The organism is Nocardiopsis kunsanensis DSM 44524 (assembly GCF_000340965.1).
Classification (GTDB): domain Bacteria; phylum Actinomycetota; class Actinomycetes; order Streptosporangiales; family Streptosporangiaceae; genus Nocardiopsis; species Nocardiopsis kunsanensis.
In genome coordinates this window covers 74,638-91,773 of record NZ_ANAY01000012.1, presented here as the reverse complement: position 1 = coordinate 91,773, position 17,136 = coordinate 74,638, and the positions used below count along the sequence as shown (strand labels likewise).

Below are 17,136 nucleotides of genomic sequence, written 5' to 3'. Positions count from 1 at the left end.
GCCGCCACCCGGCGCGGGCGGCGGCCCCTGGCACAGGCGGTGTTACTTGCGTGCCTCCACGACCTCGAACTCGAGGGTGTCGGTGAACTCGCGGCCGTGCGCGTCGGTCGCGGTCACCTCGGCGGTGTGCGAGCCGCTGTCGAGGTCCTCGGGCAGCTCGAAGCGCCACAGGTGCATCGTCCGGTCGGCGAGGCTGCCGCCGTGGACCAACTGCTGCGAGGCCGCGTACGGGTCGGAGTACTCCGCACCGACGTTCTGGGCCTCGCCCTGCATCTGCTGGGTCCGTTCGGCCGGCTCGGCCGGTGCGCCGTCGATGGCGACCTCGACCCCGGCGCCGGTGGAACCGAAGAAGAAGTTGGTCGTCAGCCAGGTCTTCCCGGCCAGGTCCTCACGGTCGACCACCGAGGGGTCGGCCGGCTCGGGGGCCTGTCCGGTCCGTTCGCTCCACTGCTCGTACCACTCGCGGTAGGTCGGGCTGTTGATGCTCAGCTGCGTCTGTACGTCGTCGGACTCGCCGGTGACGGTGAAGCGCTCCTGGAACCGGTTGCCCTGCACGTCCAGTGTCACTACGCCGGGGCGCCCGCCGTCGCGGCCGATCGCGGTCGGGTAACCGTTCTCGCCGACCTCGCCGGAGTACCAGTCACCCGAGATCGCGCCCGCGGTGATGTGCTGGAACGGCAGGCCCCCGACACCGAGGACCTCGCGCCAGCCCTCGGTGCTGTCACCCGGCTCCATGTTCTCGACGCTGTGGCTGTGTCCGGACACGGCGACGGCCTCGCGTCCCTCCAGGAGCTCGTGCACCCGGGTGGTCTGGTCGACCTGGTGCTGGAACTCGCCCTCGTCGGCGTAGTTGACCAGCCCGATGTGTCCGGCGACGACGACCAGCTTGTCGCCGGGGACGTTGGCCAGGTCCTGCTCGAGCCACTCCATCTGCTCGTCGCTGATGCGGCCGTTGTACTGCGGGTCGCCCTCGGGGTCGGAGCAGTGTTCCGCGACGCCCTCGGGGCTGTCGTGGCCCGGGGTGCACGGGTAGTCGACGTTGTTCAGCGCGACGAAGTGCATGTCGCCGACGTCGTAGGAGTAGTACTCCGGGGCCAGGTGCTCGCGGAAGGTGTCGAAGGCGTGCTCGGGGCTCGGGGAGTCGAAGTCGATGTCGTGGTTGCCGGGCAGGAACCGGGCCGGGCCGTTGGTCTCGGCGACCAGGTCCTTGACGTCCGGGTACAGCGACAGGTCGTTGTTGGCGATGTCGCCGAGGAACAGGGAACCGCAGCCGGCGTAGTCGTGGCGCTCGGACAGGTCGTTGATGGCCCCGGCCCGTGCGTACCCGACCTCTTCCTCGTCGGTGACCTGCAGGTCGCCCGCGATCACACAGCTCTGTGCGGCGTCGGCGGTCCGGCTGCTCTCGGTCACCGGGAAGTTGATCTGTTCCGGCAGCGGCCCGGTCGGTGCGATACCGCCGTGCTTCAGGTCCGGGGAGCCCTCGGGCAGGTGGTTGTAGTGGAACTGCGGAATGTTGTGCTCGTCCATCGGGACCTGATAGCCCGCCGGCTGGGTGATCGACACCGTCATGTTGTCGAACGCGGGGAGCTCGTACCGGCCCTCGCTGTCGGTCCGGACCACGTCACGGCCGTTGGTGACCATGACGTCGGCCAGGCCCTCCTCACCGCGGTCGTTGGTGCTGTTGCGGTCGGCGTCGACGAAGACCGTCCCGGTGACCGAATCACCGGCGGCCCCCTCCTCGCCCGCTACGACCTCGATCTCACCGCGGTAGGCCCCGCCTTCCGACGGCGATGCCGCGACGGTCGCGGGAACCAGGGCCAGGGGACCGGCGACGGCCACGGCCGCAGCCACGGCCAGGGTGCTCCGGGGTGAGCCGCCTGCCCGGACGGCACGCGGCGTCGGTGTGTCTGTTGTTGCCATGGGGTCGCTCTCCGTTGCATGAGAGGGGGTGCACCGGCCAGGGGGGACCGGCGGGCAGCAACCCTCTTCGACAGGACTGAACACGCGCCCATGTGCGGGCCAACTCCCGACCACCGGTCGGTGACGTCTGACGCGGCTCACCGCTGACCACCACGGACCCGGGCCGTTCCAGACGCGGCCACCACGGAGTGGGCGCAGGCAGTTGTGTCCGCCTGCGCCGCACCCCGTTGAACACTCCGAAAAAAGTTACTCATCGTCACTCCTTAGTAGCGGCGAGTAATGAGTTTAGTGTTTCGGTCCCTCCCAGTCACTCGACAGGGCGGCACGGTCGCGTTCGACCTCGGCCCGGTAGCCTCCCACCTCGCGGTCGGCCCGGTCCCCGGACCACCCCAGGAGCGGGGCCAGGGACCCGGCAACCTCCGGGGCCGCCTCCGTCCCGCCGTTCTCGGCGGTCAAGGACACACGCGTACGGCGTACCAGCACGTCGGACAGCGTCATCGCCCCTTCGTGCGTGACCGCCCTGCGCAACCCCGAGTCGAGGCGGCCGGCGATCTCCTCCCGCCCCCGCGCAACAGCTCCGGCAGCTCCCCTCCGTACCGGTGCAACATGCGCTCGGCCGTGGCTCGCGGGGTTCCCGCGTCGGCGGCCGGGCGGTGGAGCCCGGGAGCCGCTTCCACGTGGCCGTCCGCACCCACCAGGGGCAGGTCCGCGGTCCGGCTCGGGCCCGGGTCGAGTCCCGCCGACCGGACGGCCGCGTCCACGGCGTCGAGCGCCATCACCCGGTACGTCGTGTACTTGCCGCCCACGACCGTCACCATCCCCGCGGGCCCGGTGACCACCGTGTGGTCGCGGGAGAGCGCCGAGGTCGCCCCCGCCCCGTCCGCGGCCGACAACAGCGGGCCCAGTCCCGCGTAGGCCCCCAGCACGTCGGCGCGTGTCAAGGGGCGGGACAGGTACCGGTTGACGTTGCGCAGCAGGTGGTCGACGTCGCCCCGCCTCCACCGACGGCGCGCCCCGGTCCCCGTCGTAGGCCGTGTCGGTGGTGCCCAACAGCCAGTTGCCGTACCACCGGCGCAGGATGATGACCGAGTCCTCCGCACGTGCGATGAGCCCGGAATCGGAATCGAACGCGTCCCCGTCCACCAGCAGGTGCACCCCCTTGGCCGGGCGCACCGAGAAGTCCGCCGGCCCCGCGAGCCGCTGCACGCCCGCGGCGTTCGGGATCAGGACCAAGCGAACTCTGGAGAGCGAACGGGCCTGGTACCACGTACACCGCAGCGCGGCCCCGTGGCTCACCATCAGCGCCGGTATCCTGCTCGCCGGCGCGCTCGTACCGTTCTTCACCGGGACCGGGGCCGCACAGTTCACGGCGATCATGGTCGGCTGTGTGCTCTACGTCGGGGTGCTCTGCACCGGTGCGATACGGGCACACCGCACCATTCCTTCCACCACAGTGGAATGAGGGCCGGCCGGCGTCTCGGCCGGCTCACTCCCCGGGCAGGTGCACCTCGAGCGCGATCTCCAGAGCGAACCGCCGGTCCGGGTCCTCCAGGTCGAGGGCCGTGACGCCGGCCATCCGCCGCATGCGGTTGCGCACGGTGTTGGGATGGACCTGCAGCACCCGAGCCGCCTCGGCCGGGTCGCCCTGCGCACGGAGCCAGGCCCGCAGGGTCGGTACGAACCGGGTCCCGTGCTCGGTGTCGTGTCGTTGCAGGTCCGCGACCGGTCCGTCGGCGGGACGGCGCCCCGAGGCCGAGGACGTACGCAACCGGTGCAGGAGGACCTCGTCCCACGACTCGTCGTAGGCCACCACGTCCCGGCCCGGCCGGGCCGACTGCAGCGCCAGGCTCTCGTCGGCCTCACGCCGGCTCTCCGCCAGGCGAGCCGGATCGGCCGGACCCCCGATACCCGCGTGCACCGACACGTGCGCGGGCAGCCCGCGTGTGGCCTCGGCCAACCACTCGCGGGCACGCGAGCTGTCGGGTCCGCACGGCAGGACCGTGTACACCGTGCTCCCGAAGACGGTGCTGCGCCCGGGACGCGACCAGCCGAAACCGGTCGTGGCCCGCTCGAACGCCAACAGCGCGGCGGCGTGCCGCTCCTCGGGCGTGTGCGCCTGCAACGCCACCACCCGGTACGGGGACGAGGCCAGGCCGAGCCGGACCGCCGCCTCCGTGGGGTCGGTGCCGCCCTCCAGTAGCCGGCCGACCAGTTCCGACTCCACCTGCCGTTCCAGATCGGCGCTGACCCGGCTGCGCAGCAGGTGCAGCGCGACGGTACGGGTGCCCTCGGACAGGATCCGGGCGCGTTCGGGCGAGAGCGGACCGGCGCAGGACAACCACACCGAACCGAGGAACTCCCGGCCCACCCGCACCGCCATCGCTGTGCGCGCCCCCATCCCGTACTCCTCCACGGGCGGCACGTACACCGGTTCGTCGGAGGAGGCCAACCGCTCGAACACCCCGATCCGCGACAGGTACTCGTGCAGCTCCTCCGGCACCCCGCGGCCGAGGATCGTGTCCAGACGGGCCCGGTCGGTCGAAGCCTGGCGTGCCGAGTAGGCCAGGACGCGGGAACGCGGATCCTCGATCGTCACGGGGCCGCCCAGCTGTGTCGCGAGGGTGTCGGCCAGCGTCGGCATGTCACTCGGGCCGCGTCCGGACTCGGTCTCCCCGCCCTCGAGAACCATCCCGAAGACGATGCCCGCCACCTGGCTCCAGGAGACCTCGGGCGGTACCCACAACAGGACCACACCCCGCTCCCGCGCGGCCCGGAGCGCACCGTCGTCCGGTTCCGCCTCGCCGGTACGCACCACGACCGCCGACGCGTCCGCGGCCCCGGCGAGCTCCACGGCCCGTACCGGGTCACGCTCGCCCAACCCCAACAGGATGTCGCCGGACTCGGGGCGGCCCCCGGCAGGGTCGTGCACCGCTACGCTGTGCACGACCGTGTGCGCCGGGATGCGCGGGCCGGCCGGGCGTGTTCCGTAGACGCCGAGGATCGTCGCCAGGCGTTCCAACAGAACCACAGCGCACCCCCTGTTCGAACTCTCTTCCAGGCCCGGTTTGTCGTGCTCCCACATGAGGCTAGCCAAAAATTGTGCGACACGGACAATGGGTAGTGCGTGTTTCCCGAGCAGACTTGTACTGTCCTCATTGGTATCCAGCCTGTCCGTCATCCGTCCTAAGGAGAACGTGCATGGCCGCATCGGCTGTGGACGCACCCCGCGCCGTCACCGTCGTCGGCGCAGGTGTCGTCGGTCTCTCGACCGCCTGGTACCTCCAGGAGCACGGGATCGAAGTGACCGTGCTCGAGCGCAACCGCGTAGCCGCCGGTGCTTCCTGGGGCAACGCCGGATGGCTCTCACCCGCGCTCGCCGTGCCGCTCAACACCCCCAGCGCGATCCTGGACGGCGCGCGGTCACTGATCGACCCGCACCACCCCTTGTCCGTGCCGCGGGTCCCGAGCCCGGAGCTCGCACGCTTCCTCTCGCTGTTCGCCCTCAACTCCACGCCCAAGGGGCACCAGCGGGCCCTCCTCAGCAACGCCCCCCTCAGCCGTGCCTGCCACGAGGCCTTCGACGAACTCCTGAACGGCGGGGTCGGCGCGGTGATCGAGGAGGCCCCCATCACCGCCCTGTTCTCCTCCGAGAGGAAGGCGCTGGGCCTGGTCCACGAACTGCGGGAGGTGGAGGAGGCCGGTATCCCCGCCTCCCACACCGCGCTCGACGCCGAAGCCGTGCGCGATCTCGTCCCCGTGGCCTCCGACCGGGTCCGGGCGGGTGTGCGCATCCACGGCCAGCGTTACCTCCAGCCGGCGCTGTTCACCCATGCCCTGGCCGACTCGGTCCGGTCCCGCGGAGGGCGGATCGTCGAAGGGTTCTCGCTCGACGAGGTGCAGTACCCCTCGCGTGCGGGGGACGCCTTCACGCTGACCTCCGAGAAGGGCGAGGTGGAGAAGGCCGACCACCTCGTCGTCGCTTCCGGCTCGTGGCTGAACCGGAGCGCCCGCAGCTGGGGCGTGCGCACGCCGGTGGCGGCCGGCCGCGGCTACAGCTTCACCGTGGGCACCGACCGCCCGGTCCCCGGGCCGGTGTACCTGCCCGAGGCACGGGTGGCCTGCACCCCGGCCAAGGACGGTATGCGGGTGGCCGGGACCATGGAGTTCGCCTCGCCGGACGCACCCGCCGACCCCGCACGCGTGGAGGCCATCGTCCGCTCGGCCGCGCCCTACATGGACGGGGTCGACCTCGAGGACCGCGCCGACACCTGGGTCGGGCCCCGCCCGGTCTCGGCCGACGGGCTCCCGCTCGTCGGTCCCACCGACGTGCGCGGCCTGTACGTCGCCGGGGGCCACGGCATGTGGGGGCTCACCCACGGCCCCGCCACGGGACGGTTGCTCGCACGAGCGGTGGCCACCCAGAAGCTGCCGCAGGAGCTGGAACCCTTCGACCCCACGCGCTGAGCCGTACTCCGCGCACCCGAACCCCGCGCCCCGCCGGTGACCCCGGCGGGGCGCAGTATATGAGGAGGTCCTGTGCAACACACCAACACCTGGTTGACCCGCGCCACACACGAACGTCTCGTCCGCGAACTCGCCGTCCTCACCGGAGGACCCGTCCCGGACGAGGTCGCCGCGGAGTTCGAGGTCCCCGCCGACGAGGACCGCAAGGAGAGGCGCATCGCCCGCATCCAGGAACTGCTGAGCGACGCCGTCGTGGGCGAGACCCCGCCGGACGACGGCGTCGCCGAACCCGGCATGGTGCTGACCGTGCGCCACGGTTCCGAGGAGGGGACCGAGACGTTCCTGCTCGGCGTACGCGACGGATCCGACTCCGAGGGGATCACCGTCTACTCGCCCCAGTCCCCGCTGGGCCGGGCGCTCATCGGGGCGCGTGCGGGGGAGGAGCGCAGCTACACCACCCCGCGTGGGCAGGAACTGACCGTCACCCTGGAGGAAGCGGTCCCCTACGAGCCGGCCTGATCCGCGTCCGCAGGCCCCTGCGGCGGGTCCGTCGAGGGCGGCCCGCCCCGGACGCCCGGGGCCCGAGGCGCGGGTGCCGGTCCGGTACTGCTCCGCAGAGTGAGAGCGGGCTCCAGGACATCCACCCGATCGTCCGTGCGTCCTTCGTCCAGCCGTTCGACCGCCGCACGCACGGCGATCTCGGCCATCCGGCCGGTGTCCTGGCGCACCGTCGTCAGGTCGAGGTAGGGGAGCGAGGCGGTACGGCTGTCGTCGTAGCCCACCACCGACAGGTCCCCGGGGGTACGCACGCCCGCGCGCACGAAGGCCTCCACGACCCCGCAGGCGCACAGGTCGTTGCCGGCCACCACCGCGGTCGGCAACCGGCCCCGTTCGATCAGGGTCCGCGCGGCGGCCACACCGGATTCCACCGTGTAGTCCCCGGGCAGGACCTCGATGCGGTCGGTGAGCCCGTGGGCGCGCATGCCCTCCAGATACCCCTCGCGCCGCTGAGCAGCGCCGGGGCGGTCGCCTCCGTCCACGTGGACCACGTCGGTGTGGCCGAGCGCGACCAGGTGGTCGACCGCCTCACGGGCCCCTGCGGCGTCGTCGGTGCGCACGCTGTCGGTTCCGGGGGCTCCGGTGTACTGGGCGATCTCCACGACGGGGACCTGCTCGGCGATCTTGGCCAGGTGGGCGGGGGCCTGTTCGGCCAGACCGATCAGGATGAGCGCCTCGCACCTCAGCCCGACCAGGTCGTCGATGGCTCGGCGTTCGCTGCGGGTCGGCAGGAGGGCGCCCAGGACGATCTCGTACCCGGCGTCAGCGGCGGCAGGGTAGAGGGCCTCGACGATGTGGGTCTCGAGCTGGTGCTCCATGGTGAAGAGCACGCCGAGCTGGCGGCTGCGTGCGCGGCGCAGCAGCTGGGCCGCGGTGTCGGCGTGGTACCCGAGGTCCTCGGCTGCACGCAGGATCCGTTCGCGGGTGCGCGGGTTGGGGCCGGGTTTGTCGGCCAGGACCAGTGAGACCAGCTGGCGGGAGACGCCCACGTGCGCGGCGACGTCGGCCATCGTGGGGCGACGGGAGCGGGGCGCGGGGGAGGCCTGTGGACTCGGCGAACCCTCCGGCCGGCCCGTACCGGGACCGGGAGGACCGACGGGGGACACAGGGCCCTCACGGGGATCGTCCGCACCGCTGCTCGGCATCTGGCCCCCGGCCCTCCTGATTCTCTCGCCCACCTCGTACCGTCACCGTCCACGGTAACCGCAGCCTGTGGGGCGCGGTTCCGGACAGCGCGAGCGAGTTCACACCCCGCACCCTTTGAAGCGGCCGTGCCGTCTCTGCCAACCTGGGATTAGCACGTGCCAACTCCGTGCTCGACCCCGGGAGACTCCGGGGCAACGCGGCCCCGCCGCCCGCCCACACCGCCCCTGTCCCGCACCAGGAGAGGTACGCCCATGCCCTTCGCTCTGCTCGCGTTGGCTCTCGGCGCCTTCGCCATCGGAACGACCGAGTTCGTCATCATGGGTCTGCTGCCCGAGGTGGCCGCCGATCTCGACGTCTCCCTGTCCACCGCCGGACACCTCATCGCCGCCTACGCCCTCGGTGTGGTCGTGGGCGCCCCACTGCTGACCGCTGCCGCCACCCGGTTGCCCCGGCGCACCGCACTGCTGCTGTTCCTGGGGCTCTTCGTGCTCGGCAACCTCGCCACCGTCGTCGCGCCCACCTACGAGGCGGTCCTGGCCAGCCGGGTCCTGGCCGGGCTCCCGCACGGGGCCTTCCTCGGTGTCGGCGCCCTGGTCGCCGCGCACATGGCCGGCCCCGCGCGCAGGGCCACCGCCGTGGCACGCATGCTCCTGGGCCTGACCGTCGCCAACATCGTGGGTGTGCCCGTAGGGACGTTCGTCGGCCAACTGATGGGTTGGCGGTCCGCCTTCCTCGTGGTCGCCGCCATCGCGGTGGCGAGCCTGGTGTCCGTGCTGGCCTTCGTGCCCGAAGTGCCTTCACCGAAGGGCGTGCGCCTGCGCGGAGAGATCGCGGCGATGGGCCGCCCCCAGGTTCTGTGGGGCCTGCTGACCGCCGTCCTCGGTTTCGCCGGGGTCTTCGCGGTCTTCAGCTACATCTCCCCGATGATGACCGAGGTCGCCGGGATGTCCCCGGCCGGGGTGCCCGTCGTCCTGGCCCTCTTCGGGACCGGGATGACACTCGGGTCGCTCGTGACGGGGCCGCTCGCCGACCGGTGGCTGCGCCCGACCATCTACGGATCCCTGGCCTCGCTGGCGGTGGTGCTCCTGCTGTTCTCCGTGGCCGTCCAACACCCGGTCAGCGCGATGGCCGCCGTCGTCGTGCTGGGCGCCGTCGGGTTCGGTGTCACCGCGCCGCTGCAGGTGCTCATCATCAACAAGGCCTCCGGAGCACCGACCATCGCAGCCGCGAGCAACCACTCCGCGTTCAACCTCGCCAACGCGGGCGGTGCCTGGATCGGCGGGCTCGGTATCAGCGCCGGGCTCGGTTACACCTCCCCGGCCCTGCTCGGCGCGGGTGCCGCGGTACTGGGCCTGGCCGTGGCCCTGATCGCCGGCGTGCTCGACCGCGGCAACCCGGATTCGGCCGGTGAGGCAGGCACCGACAGCGACACCGCCGGCGAGATCGACGCCGAGGCCGGTACCGACGGCGCCGGTACGCTGCCCGAGTCCGCCGCCGAGATGTCCGAACACCGCTGACCCGTGCGTTGTGGGTCCGTCCTGCGGGCCCGTACCCCCGGCACCTCCGTCCGCGGACGCACACATGCGGGTGTGCACGTGGACGCGGTGCGTCGGGCGAGCTCGACGGGCTTCGCCGCCTGATCCCGGGGCAGGCGTTCCCCGCCCCGGGGCCACGTCCGCTCCTCTTCCCCTTTCCCCGGTCCGGTTCCGGCCGCGCGTGGCCCGTGACGCCCGGGCCCTGCCCCGGTACAACAGTGGGTGAGCGGCGGGCCGGGGCCCGGGCCGGCGGACCACACCGGCACCGCCCGCACCACGGACGCCGCCCGGACCGACCATCCCGAGAGAGGACAGCCGTGACCTCCACGTCCTACGACCCGCACACGCTCCTGGCCGAGAGCCGCCTGGGGATCCTGGCCACCCTCAAGTCCGACGGCCGCCCCCAGCTCTCCCCGGTCCAGCCCCACTACGACCGGTCGGGCGGCATCATCCAGATCTCCACGCGCGAAGGGCTCGCCAAGACCGCGAACCTGCGCCGGGATCCCCGCGCCGCGCTCGAGGTCACCCGTTCCGACGGCTGGGCGTGGGCCACGGCCGAGGGCGCCGTCACCCTGATCGGACCGGGCGACGACCCGCACGGACCCGAGGTCCAGGCACTGGTCGACCACTACCGCGCCGCCGCAGGCGAACACCCCGACTGGGACGAGTACCGGCAGGCCATGGTGGACGACCGCCGGGTCCTTCTCACCCTCGCCGTCGAACACGTCTACGGTGACCAGCTCAGCTGAACCGTCCCGCTGTGCCCGTGCGGCGCGGTCCTCAGGTGGCCAGGGTCTGTGGCGAGACCGTTTTGAGCATGCCGCGGGCCCAGCGCATCTGTCGTTCCGCCCGTGCGCGGCACCGCTCCGTGGCCGCCAGCAGCTCGGCGTCCGCGACGACCTGGGCGCCCTGACCGAGCAGGTCCCAGTCCAGTGCCACCCCCGCCGACATCCGGTACACCCGGCGCAGATCGGCCAGGAGAGCCAGGTCCGCGTCGCTCCCTTCACCGGGGAGTTCGCGCTGACCCTCCTCGGACGGTTCCGGGTGTTCCAACTCGGCCGGATCGACCCCGTAGCGAGGCGCGATCCCGGTGATCTCGTGTGCGTGCTCACGGGACCAGTACGCCAGGTCCCCGGCCACATGGCGGACCTCGACCTCGTCCGAGTGCCGGTCGGCCACCCGCAGCAGTTCGTCGGCCAGCGTGCTCTCCGAGCGGTGCAGTTCGCGCAGGGCGGCTGCGAGCCTCATCGTGGTCCCCCTCCGGCCGTCTCCTCAGCGGTGTCGGGTGCGCCCCGCGTGGGCGCCACACGTTGGTCGACCGGGGCCGAGGCCGTCGTTGTGGGCGCCGGTGCCGGCCGCCCGTCACCCCCGCCCAGGGGACGCAGCTGCGCGGCGGCGGTCTTGAACAGGGGCTGTTTGGAGACCGGGTCCCAATCGCTGATGCTCATCTCGTTGGTCGCCCGGTCCCGTGCACCGTCCTCCTCCGAAGCGCCGGAGTCCCAGTAGCCGTAGTGGAAGGGCACGAACAGGACGCCGTCGCTGATACCGCTGATCCTGGCACGGGCCCGGATCGTCCCGCGCGGTGAGGACACCTCCACCGGGTCGCCCTCGGCCAGACCCGCCTCATGCGCGTCCGAGGGGGAGACCTCCACCCACACCTCGGGGGCCGCCCGCTGCAGCTCGGGAGAGCGCCCGGTCTTGGTGCGCGTGTGGAAGTGGTAGAGCGTGCGGCCGGTGATCAGGACGAAGGGGTGGTCCCGGTCCGGTTCCTCGTGAGGGGGCACGTACTCCACGGCCTTGAGCATCGCCCGGCCCTCGGGGTTCATCGCCCGGTACTCCCTCTCGTCCAACGGCGCCCCGGTGACCAGGTCCTTGCCGTAGCTCTCGCACTGCTCGGGCAGGGCCCAGAACCGGCCGTCCGTGTAGAGGCGCTCGGTCCCGTCCGGGCGCTCCTCGTCGCAGGGCCACTGGACACCGTCGGCGCCGCGCAACCGCTCGTAGGTGAGCCCGGAGTAGTCGCAGGGACGGCCCGCGCCGGCCCGCTTCCACGCCTCGAACGCCGACTCCGCGTCGTGCCACTGGGGGAAGGGGTGGCCGTCCGCGTCGCGGAAGTCCATCCGACGCGCGTAGTCCAGGAAGATGTCCAGATCCGGACGGGCCTCGCCGGGCGCTTCCACGGCCTTCTCCGACAGGTGCACCGTACGGTCGCTGTTGGTGAGGGTGCCCGTCTTCTCCCCCCAGGTGGCCGCGGGCAGCACCACGTCGGCGAGTTCGGCGGTCTCGGTCATGAAGCAGTCCTGCACCACCAGGAACAGGGACTCCTGTGACAAGAGCTTCCGGATCCGCCGCAGTTCGGGCAACGACACCGCCGGGTTGGTCGCGCTGACCCACAGGAAGCGGACCGAGCCCTTCTCCGCGTAGCGCATGATCTGCATGGCGTGTGTGGGTGGTGCGTAGTGCGGGATGCGCATCGGGTCCAGGTTCCAGACCCGGGCGAGATCGGCCACGTGCTCCTCGTTGTCCCAGTTCCGGAACCCGGTCATGTCGCCGTCGGCGCCGCACTCCCGCGTGTTCTCCGCCGTGGGTTGGCCGTTCATCTGCAGGACCCCCGCGCCGGGCCGGCCCAGCATGCCCCGCAGCAGGTGCACGTTGTTGACCTGCACAGCGGCGGCGGTGGCCTGGTTCGACTGGTAGAAGCCCTGGAGGACGGTCGACAGGAGCCGCTCGGCACTCCCCAGCAGTTCCGCGGCCTCGCGGACGGCCCGCGCCGGTACACCGCAGATCTCGGCGGCGCGTTCGGGCGTGTACTCGGCGGTCCTCCGGACCAGGTCCTCGTAGCCGACGGTGTGCTTCTCGACGTAGGTGTGGTCGATCCGGTCGTTCCTGATCAGCTCGTGCAGGAGAGCGTTCATCAGCGCCACGTTGGTGCCCGGACGGGGCGCCAGGTGCACCGTCGACTCCCGGGCCACCGGCGTCGGCCTGGGATCCACACACAGCAGCCGGGGCGGGTTCGGCCCCGCCAACCGGTCGAGGACACGGGACCACAACACCGTTTGTGTCTCGGCCATGTTGTGTCCGTACAGCGCGATGACGTCGGCGTGATCGATGTCGTTGTAGGAACCCGGCTGGCCGTCACAACCGAACGACTCCTTCAGGGCCGCCGCGGCCGTGGCCGTGCACAACCTGGTATTGCCGTCCATGTGGTTGGTGCCGATCGCTCCGTGGCCGATGGCGGCGAGGGTGTAGTACTCCTCGAGGAAGAGCTGCCCGCTCGTGTAGAAGCCCAGCGCCGTGGCCCCCTGGTCGTCGAGCAGCTCCCTGCTGCGGCTCGCCACCAGGTCCAGCGCGGTGTCCCAGTCGGTCTCGGTCAGTACCCCGTCCCGGCGCACCAGAGGACGGGTGAGGCGGTCGGGGGAGTGGTTGGCCTGCCAGCCGTAGAGGTCCTTGGGCCCCAGACGCCCGCGGTTGACCCGGTCCTGCTCCCGGCCCCGCACCCCCACGATCCGACCGTCCTTGACCGCGATGTCCAGCGCATCGCCGTTGGAATGCAGGATGGTCGCGGACCTCACCCAACGGTCCACCTCTTCCGGGGCCAGCCCTTCCGCCAGGTGGTGGTCGACCCTCGCGGGCCACTGTTGGCCCCGACCGTAGGGGGACCGTGTTCCCCATGGTTCAGATATCGGATCTCTCGAAGACACGGCCGCTCCTCGGTGTCGGCAACTGCCCGCCAGGGGGTTGCACCGCCCCGAAGGGCCGGGTAGTACACGAGATCCTTCGAGGGGAGCGGGGGGAGAGCCCCGGCCGGGCCTGCTTCGAGGGAGTATCTTCTGACATGATGAGTGGATCGTCCCCCCCCGCCGTATCCATTGCCCCGTGGGCTGGGGTGGTCGGACGACACATCTCCCTTCCCTTGTTCTGTGATCCGAAGAGAGCTGTCATGAGCAATCCTCCACCACAAAGTCCGTACGGTGCCCCCCAGGGACACGGGTCCGGCCAACCCCAGGGGTACGGTCCGCCCGGGCAGTCCGGTCCGCAACCCGGTCCGTCCGGCCCACAACCTGCACCGCCCTACGGTCCCGGCGGCCCGCAGTACGGCCCTCCTGGAGGCGCGCCACCGTACGGACAGCCTGTCCCGCCCTACGGTCAGCCCCGGCCGCCGAAGAAGAAGGGCGGGCCGGTACTGGCCATCGTGCTCGTCGCCGTCTTCCTGGTGCTCGCGCTCATCGTAGGCGGCATCTTCTTCTTCATCGGCGGGGACGACCCCTCCGGTGAGGGCGGTTCCGCTTCCGGAGGCGGCGGGCCGGGCACCGGGGACGCCGGAGAAGCCCGGATCGTGGAGACCGGGGGCAACGAGGAGGACATCGCCCTGACCTCCGACGGCACGGTGATCGCGCAGGGTTCCGGCAGCGGTGAGGTGTTGTTGTGGAACCTCGATGACGATGCCGTCGAGGACTCGTTGCTCGGCCCCGACTACTCCTCGATCCTGGCGGTCGAGTTCAGTGAGGACCAGTCCCTGCTGGCCGGCGGTGCCCACGACGGCAGCGTCACCGTCTGGGACGAGTCAGGAAGCGAAGTCGCTTCCTTCGACGGACACACCGACTGGGTACGCGGTGTGGACATCAGCCCGGACGGCAGCATGGTCATCAGCGGATCCGACACCGGCGACGTCAAGGTGTGGGACGTGGAGTCCGAGAGCGAGGTGGCCACCCTCGAGGGCCACACCGACTGGGTGCGTGACGTGGCTTTCAGCCCGGACGGCAGCATGGTCGCCAGCGCCTCCGACGACAACACGGTCATCCTCTGGGACGTGGAGTCCGAGAGCGAGGAGGCCACCCTCGAGGGCCACACCGACTGGGTGCAGGGCGTCGACTTCGGGGCCGACGGCACCGTGGTCAGCGGCTCCGACGACGGCAGGGTCATCGTGTGGGACGCCGACCTGGGAGAGCAGCTCGGAGTCCTGGACGGACACACCGACTACGTGTGGGACGTCGAGGTGAGCGGCGACGGGCAGACGGCCGCCAGCGCCTCCCGCGACGGTTCCGTGCGGGTCTGGGACCTGCAGAACATGGAGGTGTCCGTGGTAATGGAAGAGTCCGGGGCCGAATTCGGCGCCGTCTCGCTCAACGAGGACGGCAGCCGTGTCGTGGCCACCGACCAGGACGGAGAGGCCTACGTCCTGGACCTCTGAGGCACCGACGGCGGGGCGGCCCCGGACCAGGGCCGCCCCTGCCTCCTCCGGCGCCGCCGGACCGGGGTGTGTGCCCCGGCCCGGCGGCGCCGGTGTTTTCGCGGATCCACCTCCTCGGCCCCCGTACGGCTCGAGAGCTCAACGGGTGCGCATGGCGCCGATGGGCGCGTCCGGTCCTGCCGGCGGCCCCGGAACCCCGGCCGGTTCGGCGGACACCCTCCCCGACCCCGCTGTGAAAGTCTGAACCGTGTCCCTGGTAGAACGCCTCCAGAGCCTGTTCGTCGCCCTGTCCGCTCTCGGCGGGCTGGGGGCCGGACTGCTGCTGCCCATCGGCCCGGCGGCCGAACACGTCGTGCTGCCCGCGCTGCTCGTGATGCTCACCGCCGTCTTCGTGCAGATGGACGCCGCTCACGTGGGGGAGGTCCGTCGGGCCCGGACCCTCGTCGTGGCCGGCCTGGTACTCAACTTCGTCCTCACCCCGGCCCTGGCCTGGGCACTGGGAGCCGGGTTGCTGGGCGGAGAGCCCGACCTGCGGATCGGGTTGTTGTTGCTCCTGGTGACTCCCTGTACCGACTGGTACCTGGTCTTCACCGCCGTGGCGCGCGGGCACACCGGGATCGCCGCCGCACTGCTGCCGGTCAACCTCGTCCTGCAGCTCGTGCTGTTGCCGGTGTACGTGCTGCTGTTGGGTGGCGAGGCGGCGATGGTCGACGCCGCGACGCTGGCCGAATCGGTGCTGTTGGTACTCGTGGTGCCCCTGGTGATCGCGCTGGTCCTGCGCCGGGCCTCGGCGCGCTTCAAGGGCGAAGAGTGGCGTGCACGCCTTGTCATCGCGCCGGCCGGAACCCTCGTGCTGCCGCTGCTGTACGTGGCGGTCTTCGCGATGTTCGCCTGGCAGGCCCGCACGGTTCTGGACCACGCCGCGGATCTGTTGGCTCTGCTACCGCCGCTCGCGGTCTTCTTCGTCGTGCTGCCCTCACTGGCGGTGGCCCTGTCCCGGATCCTCCGTCTGCCCGCCGCGCAGAAGGTCACGCTCACCATGACCACCACGGCCCGGAATTCGCCCGTCGCACTGGCCATCGCGGTCGCGGCCTTCCCCGACCGCCCACTCATCGCGGTCGCCCTCGTGGCGGGCCCGCTCCTGGAACTACCGGTCCTGGCTCTGCTCGCCCAGCTGGTGCGGGTGCGCCCCTCCCACTACGACGGCCACACCGCATCGTCCGTGTTCCCGGTCGAAACGCAAAGGCACCGCCCCTCCGAATAGCTCCGCCCGCGCGTGCCGCTCCCCCTGGTGGAGACCTCGTGTCGTGTAGAGAAGACGCATCGACCACAGGAGGTAACCGATGGCGTTCCAGCAGTCCTACTCCGAGCTCACCGGCCGTTACAGTCTGGACCCCGCGCACACCCGCATCGGATTCGTGACCCGGCACGCGATGGTGACCAAGGTACGCGGCTCGTTCAACGAGTTCACCGGTACCGCCGTCCTCGACGGCCAGGACCCCTCCCGCTCGTCGGTGGAGCTCGTGATCCGGGCGGACAGCATCGATACCCGCAACGCCGACCGCGACGCCCACCTGCGCAGCAACGACTTCCTGCAGATGGAGGACTATCCGGAGATCACCTTCCGTTCGACCGAGGTCACGCGGTCCGGCGAGGAGACCCTCGACATGACCGGGGACCTCACGATCAAGGGCACCACCCGGCAGGTCACCGTGCCGTTCACCTTCGAAGGCCGGGCCACCGACCCGTTCGGCAACGTCCGTGTGGGTTTCGAGGGTTCCACGACGATCAACCGCAACGACTTCGGGGTCAACTGGAACGCCGCACTCGAGACCGGCGGTGTGCTGGTCGGGGAGAAAGTCGTCCTCGAGTTCGAGGTCTCGCTCATCAAGCAGGACTGAGACCCGATTCGGTGGCCATCGTCAGTGGCGCGGATCACACGTTCCTGAACGGTTTCGGGTGGGGTTCCGAGTGGTTTCGGGGACCCTGCTCCTTTTTCGTCCGCGTCCTGTCCGCAGTGTGTCCACAGAAGCTCGGCGAACGTGACGCAGGATGACGACACCTGAAACGCGAAAGGCGCCCCGCGGGGCGCCTTTCACCTGGTCAGCGGGCTCATGGCGCCGACCGTTCACCTGTGCCCCCTGGAGGATTCGAACCTCCGCACACGGCTCCGGAGGCCGTTGCTCTATCCCCTGAGCTAAGGGGGCGCGGTTGCGTGAACAACTGTAGCAGGGGCTGCGGGGTCCTCGTCCACTTGAGAACGGAGACCGCTCCCCATCGCTCCCGGACGCCCCGCCGCCACCCGCTGTTCGGTCGTTCCAGTGG

At 71.1% G+C, this 17,136-nt stretch carries 15 protein-coding genes and 1 tRNA gene; 8 read left to right on the top strand and 8 right to left on the bottom strand.

Annotation, left to right across the window (positions count from 1 at the left end; genetic code table 11):
* Nucleotides 1-42: 42 nt before the first annotated feature.
* The 3 genes from D456_RS0110460 to D456_RS25015 form a co-directional block, all read right to left on the bottom strand.
* Nucleotides 43-1,920, bottom strand: a complete 1,878-nt coding sequence (locus tag D456_RS0110460; protein ID WP_083904553.1) for a calcineurin-like phosphoesterase C-terminal domain-containing protein — start codon at nucleotides 1,918-1,920, stop codon at nucleotides 43-45.
* A 285-nt stretch (nucleotides 1,921-2,205) separates the two neighbouring features.
* Nucleotides 2,206-2,418: a glycerol-3-phosphate dehydrogenase C-terminal domain-containing protein gene (locus D456_RS25020; protein WP_017576127.1), complete on the bottom strand. Its 213-nt coding sequence runs from the start codon at nucleotides 2,416-2,418 to the stop codon at nucleotides 2,206-2,208.
* Entirely contained in the window at nucleotides 2,415-2,861 is a 447-nt protein-coding gene (locus tag D456_RS25015) for a hypothetical protein (RefSeq protein WP_152442532.1), read from the bottom strand. Before D456_RS25015 ends, D456_RS25020 begins: the two co-directional genes overlap by 4 nt.
* 98 nt (nucleotides 2,862-2,959) lie before the next feature.
* On the opposite strand from D456_RS25015, the gene D456_RS23940 reads away from it, so the two are divergent.
* Nucleotides 2,960-3,382 carry an SdpI family protein gene (locus tag D456_RS23940; RefSeq protein ID WP_230479943.1) on the top strand — a complete coding sequence of 141 codons (423 nt, stop codon included), beginning with the start codon at nucleotides 2,960-2,962 and terminating at the stop codon, nucleotides 3,380-3,382.
* A 24-nt stretch (nucleotides 3,383-3,406) separates the two neighbouring features.
* Here the strand turns inward: D456_RS23940 and D456_RS0110440 are convergent, their stop codons facing one another.
* Nucleotides 3,407-4,948 (bottom strand): PucR family transcriptional regulator, encoded by a 1,542-nt coding sequence (locus tag D456_RS0110440; RefSeq protein ID WP_017576125.1) that lies wholly within the window; start codon nucleotides 4,946-4,948, stop codon nucleotides 3,407-3,409.
* Between the two features lie 170 nt (nucleotides 4,949-5,118).
* Here D456_RS0110440 and D456_RS0110435 point away from each other — a divergent pair, with 170 nt between their 5' ends.
* Both D456_RS0110435 and D456_RS0110430 read left to right on the top strand, forming a co-directional pair.
* Nucleotides 5,119-6,384 (top strand): NAD(P)/FAD-dependent oxidoreductase, encoded by a 1,266-nt coding sequence (locus D456_RS0110435; RefSeq protein WP_017576124.1) that lies wholly within the window; start codon nucleotides 5,119-5,121, stop codon nucleotides 6,382-6,384.
* Nucleotides 6,385-6,456: 72 nt separating this feature from the next.
* On the top strand, nucleotides 6,457-6,903 hold the full coding sequence (locus tag D456_RS0110430) for a GreA/GreB family elongation factor (RefSeq protein ID WP_017576123.1): 447 nt from the start codon (nucleotides 6,457-6,459) through the stop codon (nucleotides 6,901-6,903).
* Here D456_RS0110430 and D456_RS23935 read toward each other — a convergent pair.
* The gene (locus D456_RS23935) at nucleotides 6,888-7,952 is read right to left on the bottom strand and encodes a LacI family DNA-binding transcriptional regulator (RefSeq protein ID WP_239643808.1); all 1,065 of its coding nucleotides are present in this window, start codon (nucleotides 7,950-7,952) and stop codon (nucleotides 6,888-6,890) included. The genes D456_RS0110430 and D456_RS23935 overlap by 16 nt on opposite strands.
* 387 nt (nucleotides 7,953-8,339) lie before the next feature.
* Between D456_RS23935 and D456_RS0110420 the strand changes: the two genes are divergently transcribed.
* Complete coding sequence (locus D456_RS0110420) at nucleotides 8,340-9,605, top strand: MFS transporter (RefSeq protein ID WP_017576121.1); 1,266 nt, start codon at nucleotides 8,340-8,342, stop codon at nucleotides 9,603-9,605.
* A gap of 335 nt (nucleotides 9,606-9,940) precedes the next feature.
* Nucleotides 9,941-10,372, top strand: coding sequence for a PPOX class F420-dependent oxidoreductase (locus D456_RS0110415; RefSeq protein ID WP_017576120.1), 432 nt, complete (start codon nucleotides 9,941-9,943; stop codon nucleotides 10,370-10,372).
* Nucleotides 10,373-10,403: 31 nt separating this feature from the next.
* Here D456_RS0110415 and D456_RS0110410 read toward each other — a convergent pair whose 3' ends face one another.
* Nucleotides 10,404-10,871: a hypothetical protein gene (locus tag D456_RS0110410; protein WP_017576119.1), complete on the bottom strand. Its 468-nt coding sequence runs from the start codon at nucleotides 10,869-10,871 to the stop codon at nucleotides 10,404-10,406.
* Nucleotides 10,868-13,192, bottom strand: a complete 2,325-nt coding sequence (locus D456_RS0110405; protein ID WP_239643806.1) for a molybdopterin oxidoreductase family protein — start codon at nucleotides 13,190-13,192, stop codon at nucleotides 10,868-10,870. Before D456_RS0110405 ends, D456_RS0110410 begins: the two co-directional genes overlap by 4 nt.
* 620 nt (nucleotides 13,193-13,812) lie before the next feature.
* On the opposite strand from D456_RS0110405, the gene D456_RS0110400 reads away from it, so the two are divergent.
* The 3 genes from D456_RS0110400 to D456_RS0110390 all read left to right on the top strand — a co-directional run bounded on the left by D456_RS0110400 (nucleotide 13,813) and on the right by D456_RS0110390 (nucleotide 16,712).
* A complete protein-coding gene (locus D456_RS0110400; protein ID WP_017576117.1) occupies nucleotides 13,813-14,811 on the top strand; it encodes a WD40 repeat domain-containing protein in 999 nt (332 codons plus the stop codon).
* 247 nt (nucleotides 14,812-15,058) lie between these two features.
* A complete protein-coding gene (locus D456_RS0110395; protein ID WP_017576116.1) occupies nucleotides 15,059-16,075 on the top strand; it encodes an arsenic resistance protein in 1,017 nt (338 codons plus the stop codon).
* Between the two features lie 79 nt (nucleotides 16,076-16,154).
* On the top strand, nucleotides 16,155-16,712 hold the full coding sequence (locus D456_RS0110390) for a YceI family protein (protein WP_017576115.1): 558 nt from the start codon (nucleotides 16,155-16,157) through the stop codon (nucleotides 16,710-16,712).
* 234 nt (nucleotides 16,713-16,946) lie between these two features.
* On the opposite strand, the gene D456_RS0110385 is transcribed toward D456_RS0110390, so the two are convergent.
* Nucleotides 16,947-17,018 (bottom strand) — tRNA-Arg (locus D456_RS0110385).
* Nucleotides 17,019-17,136 lie beyond the last annotated feature (118 nt).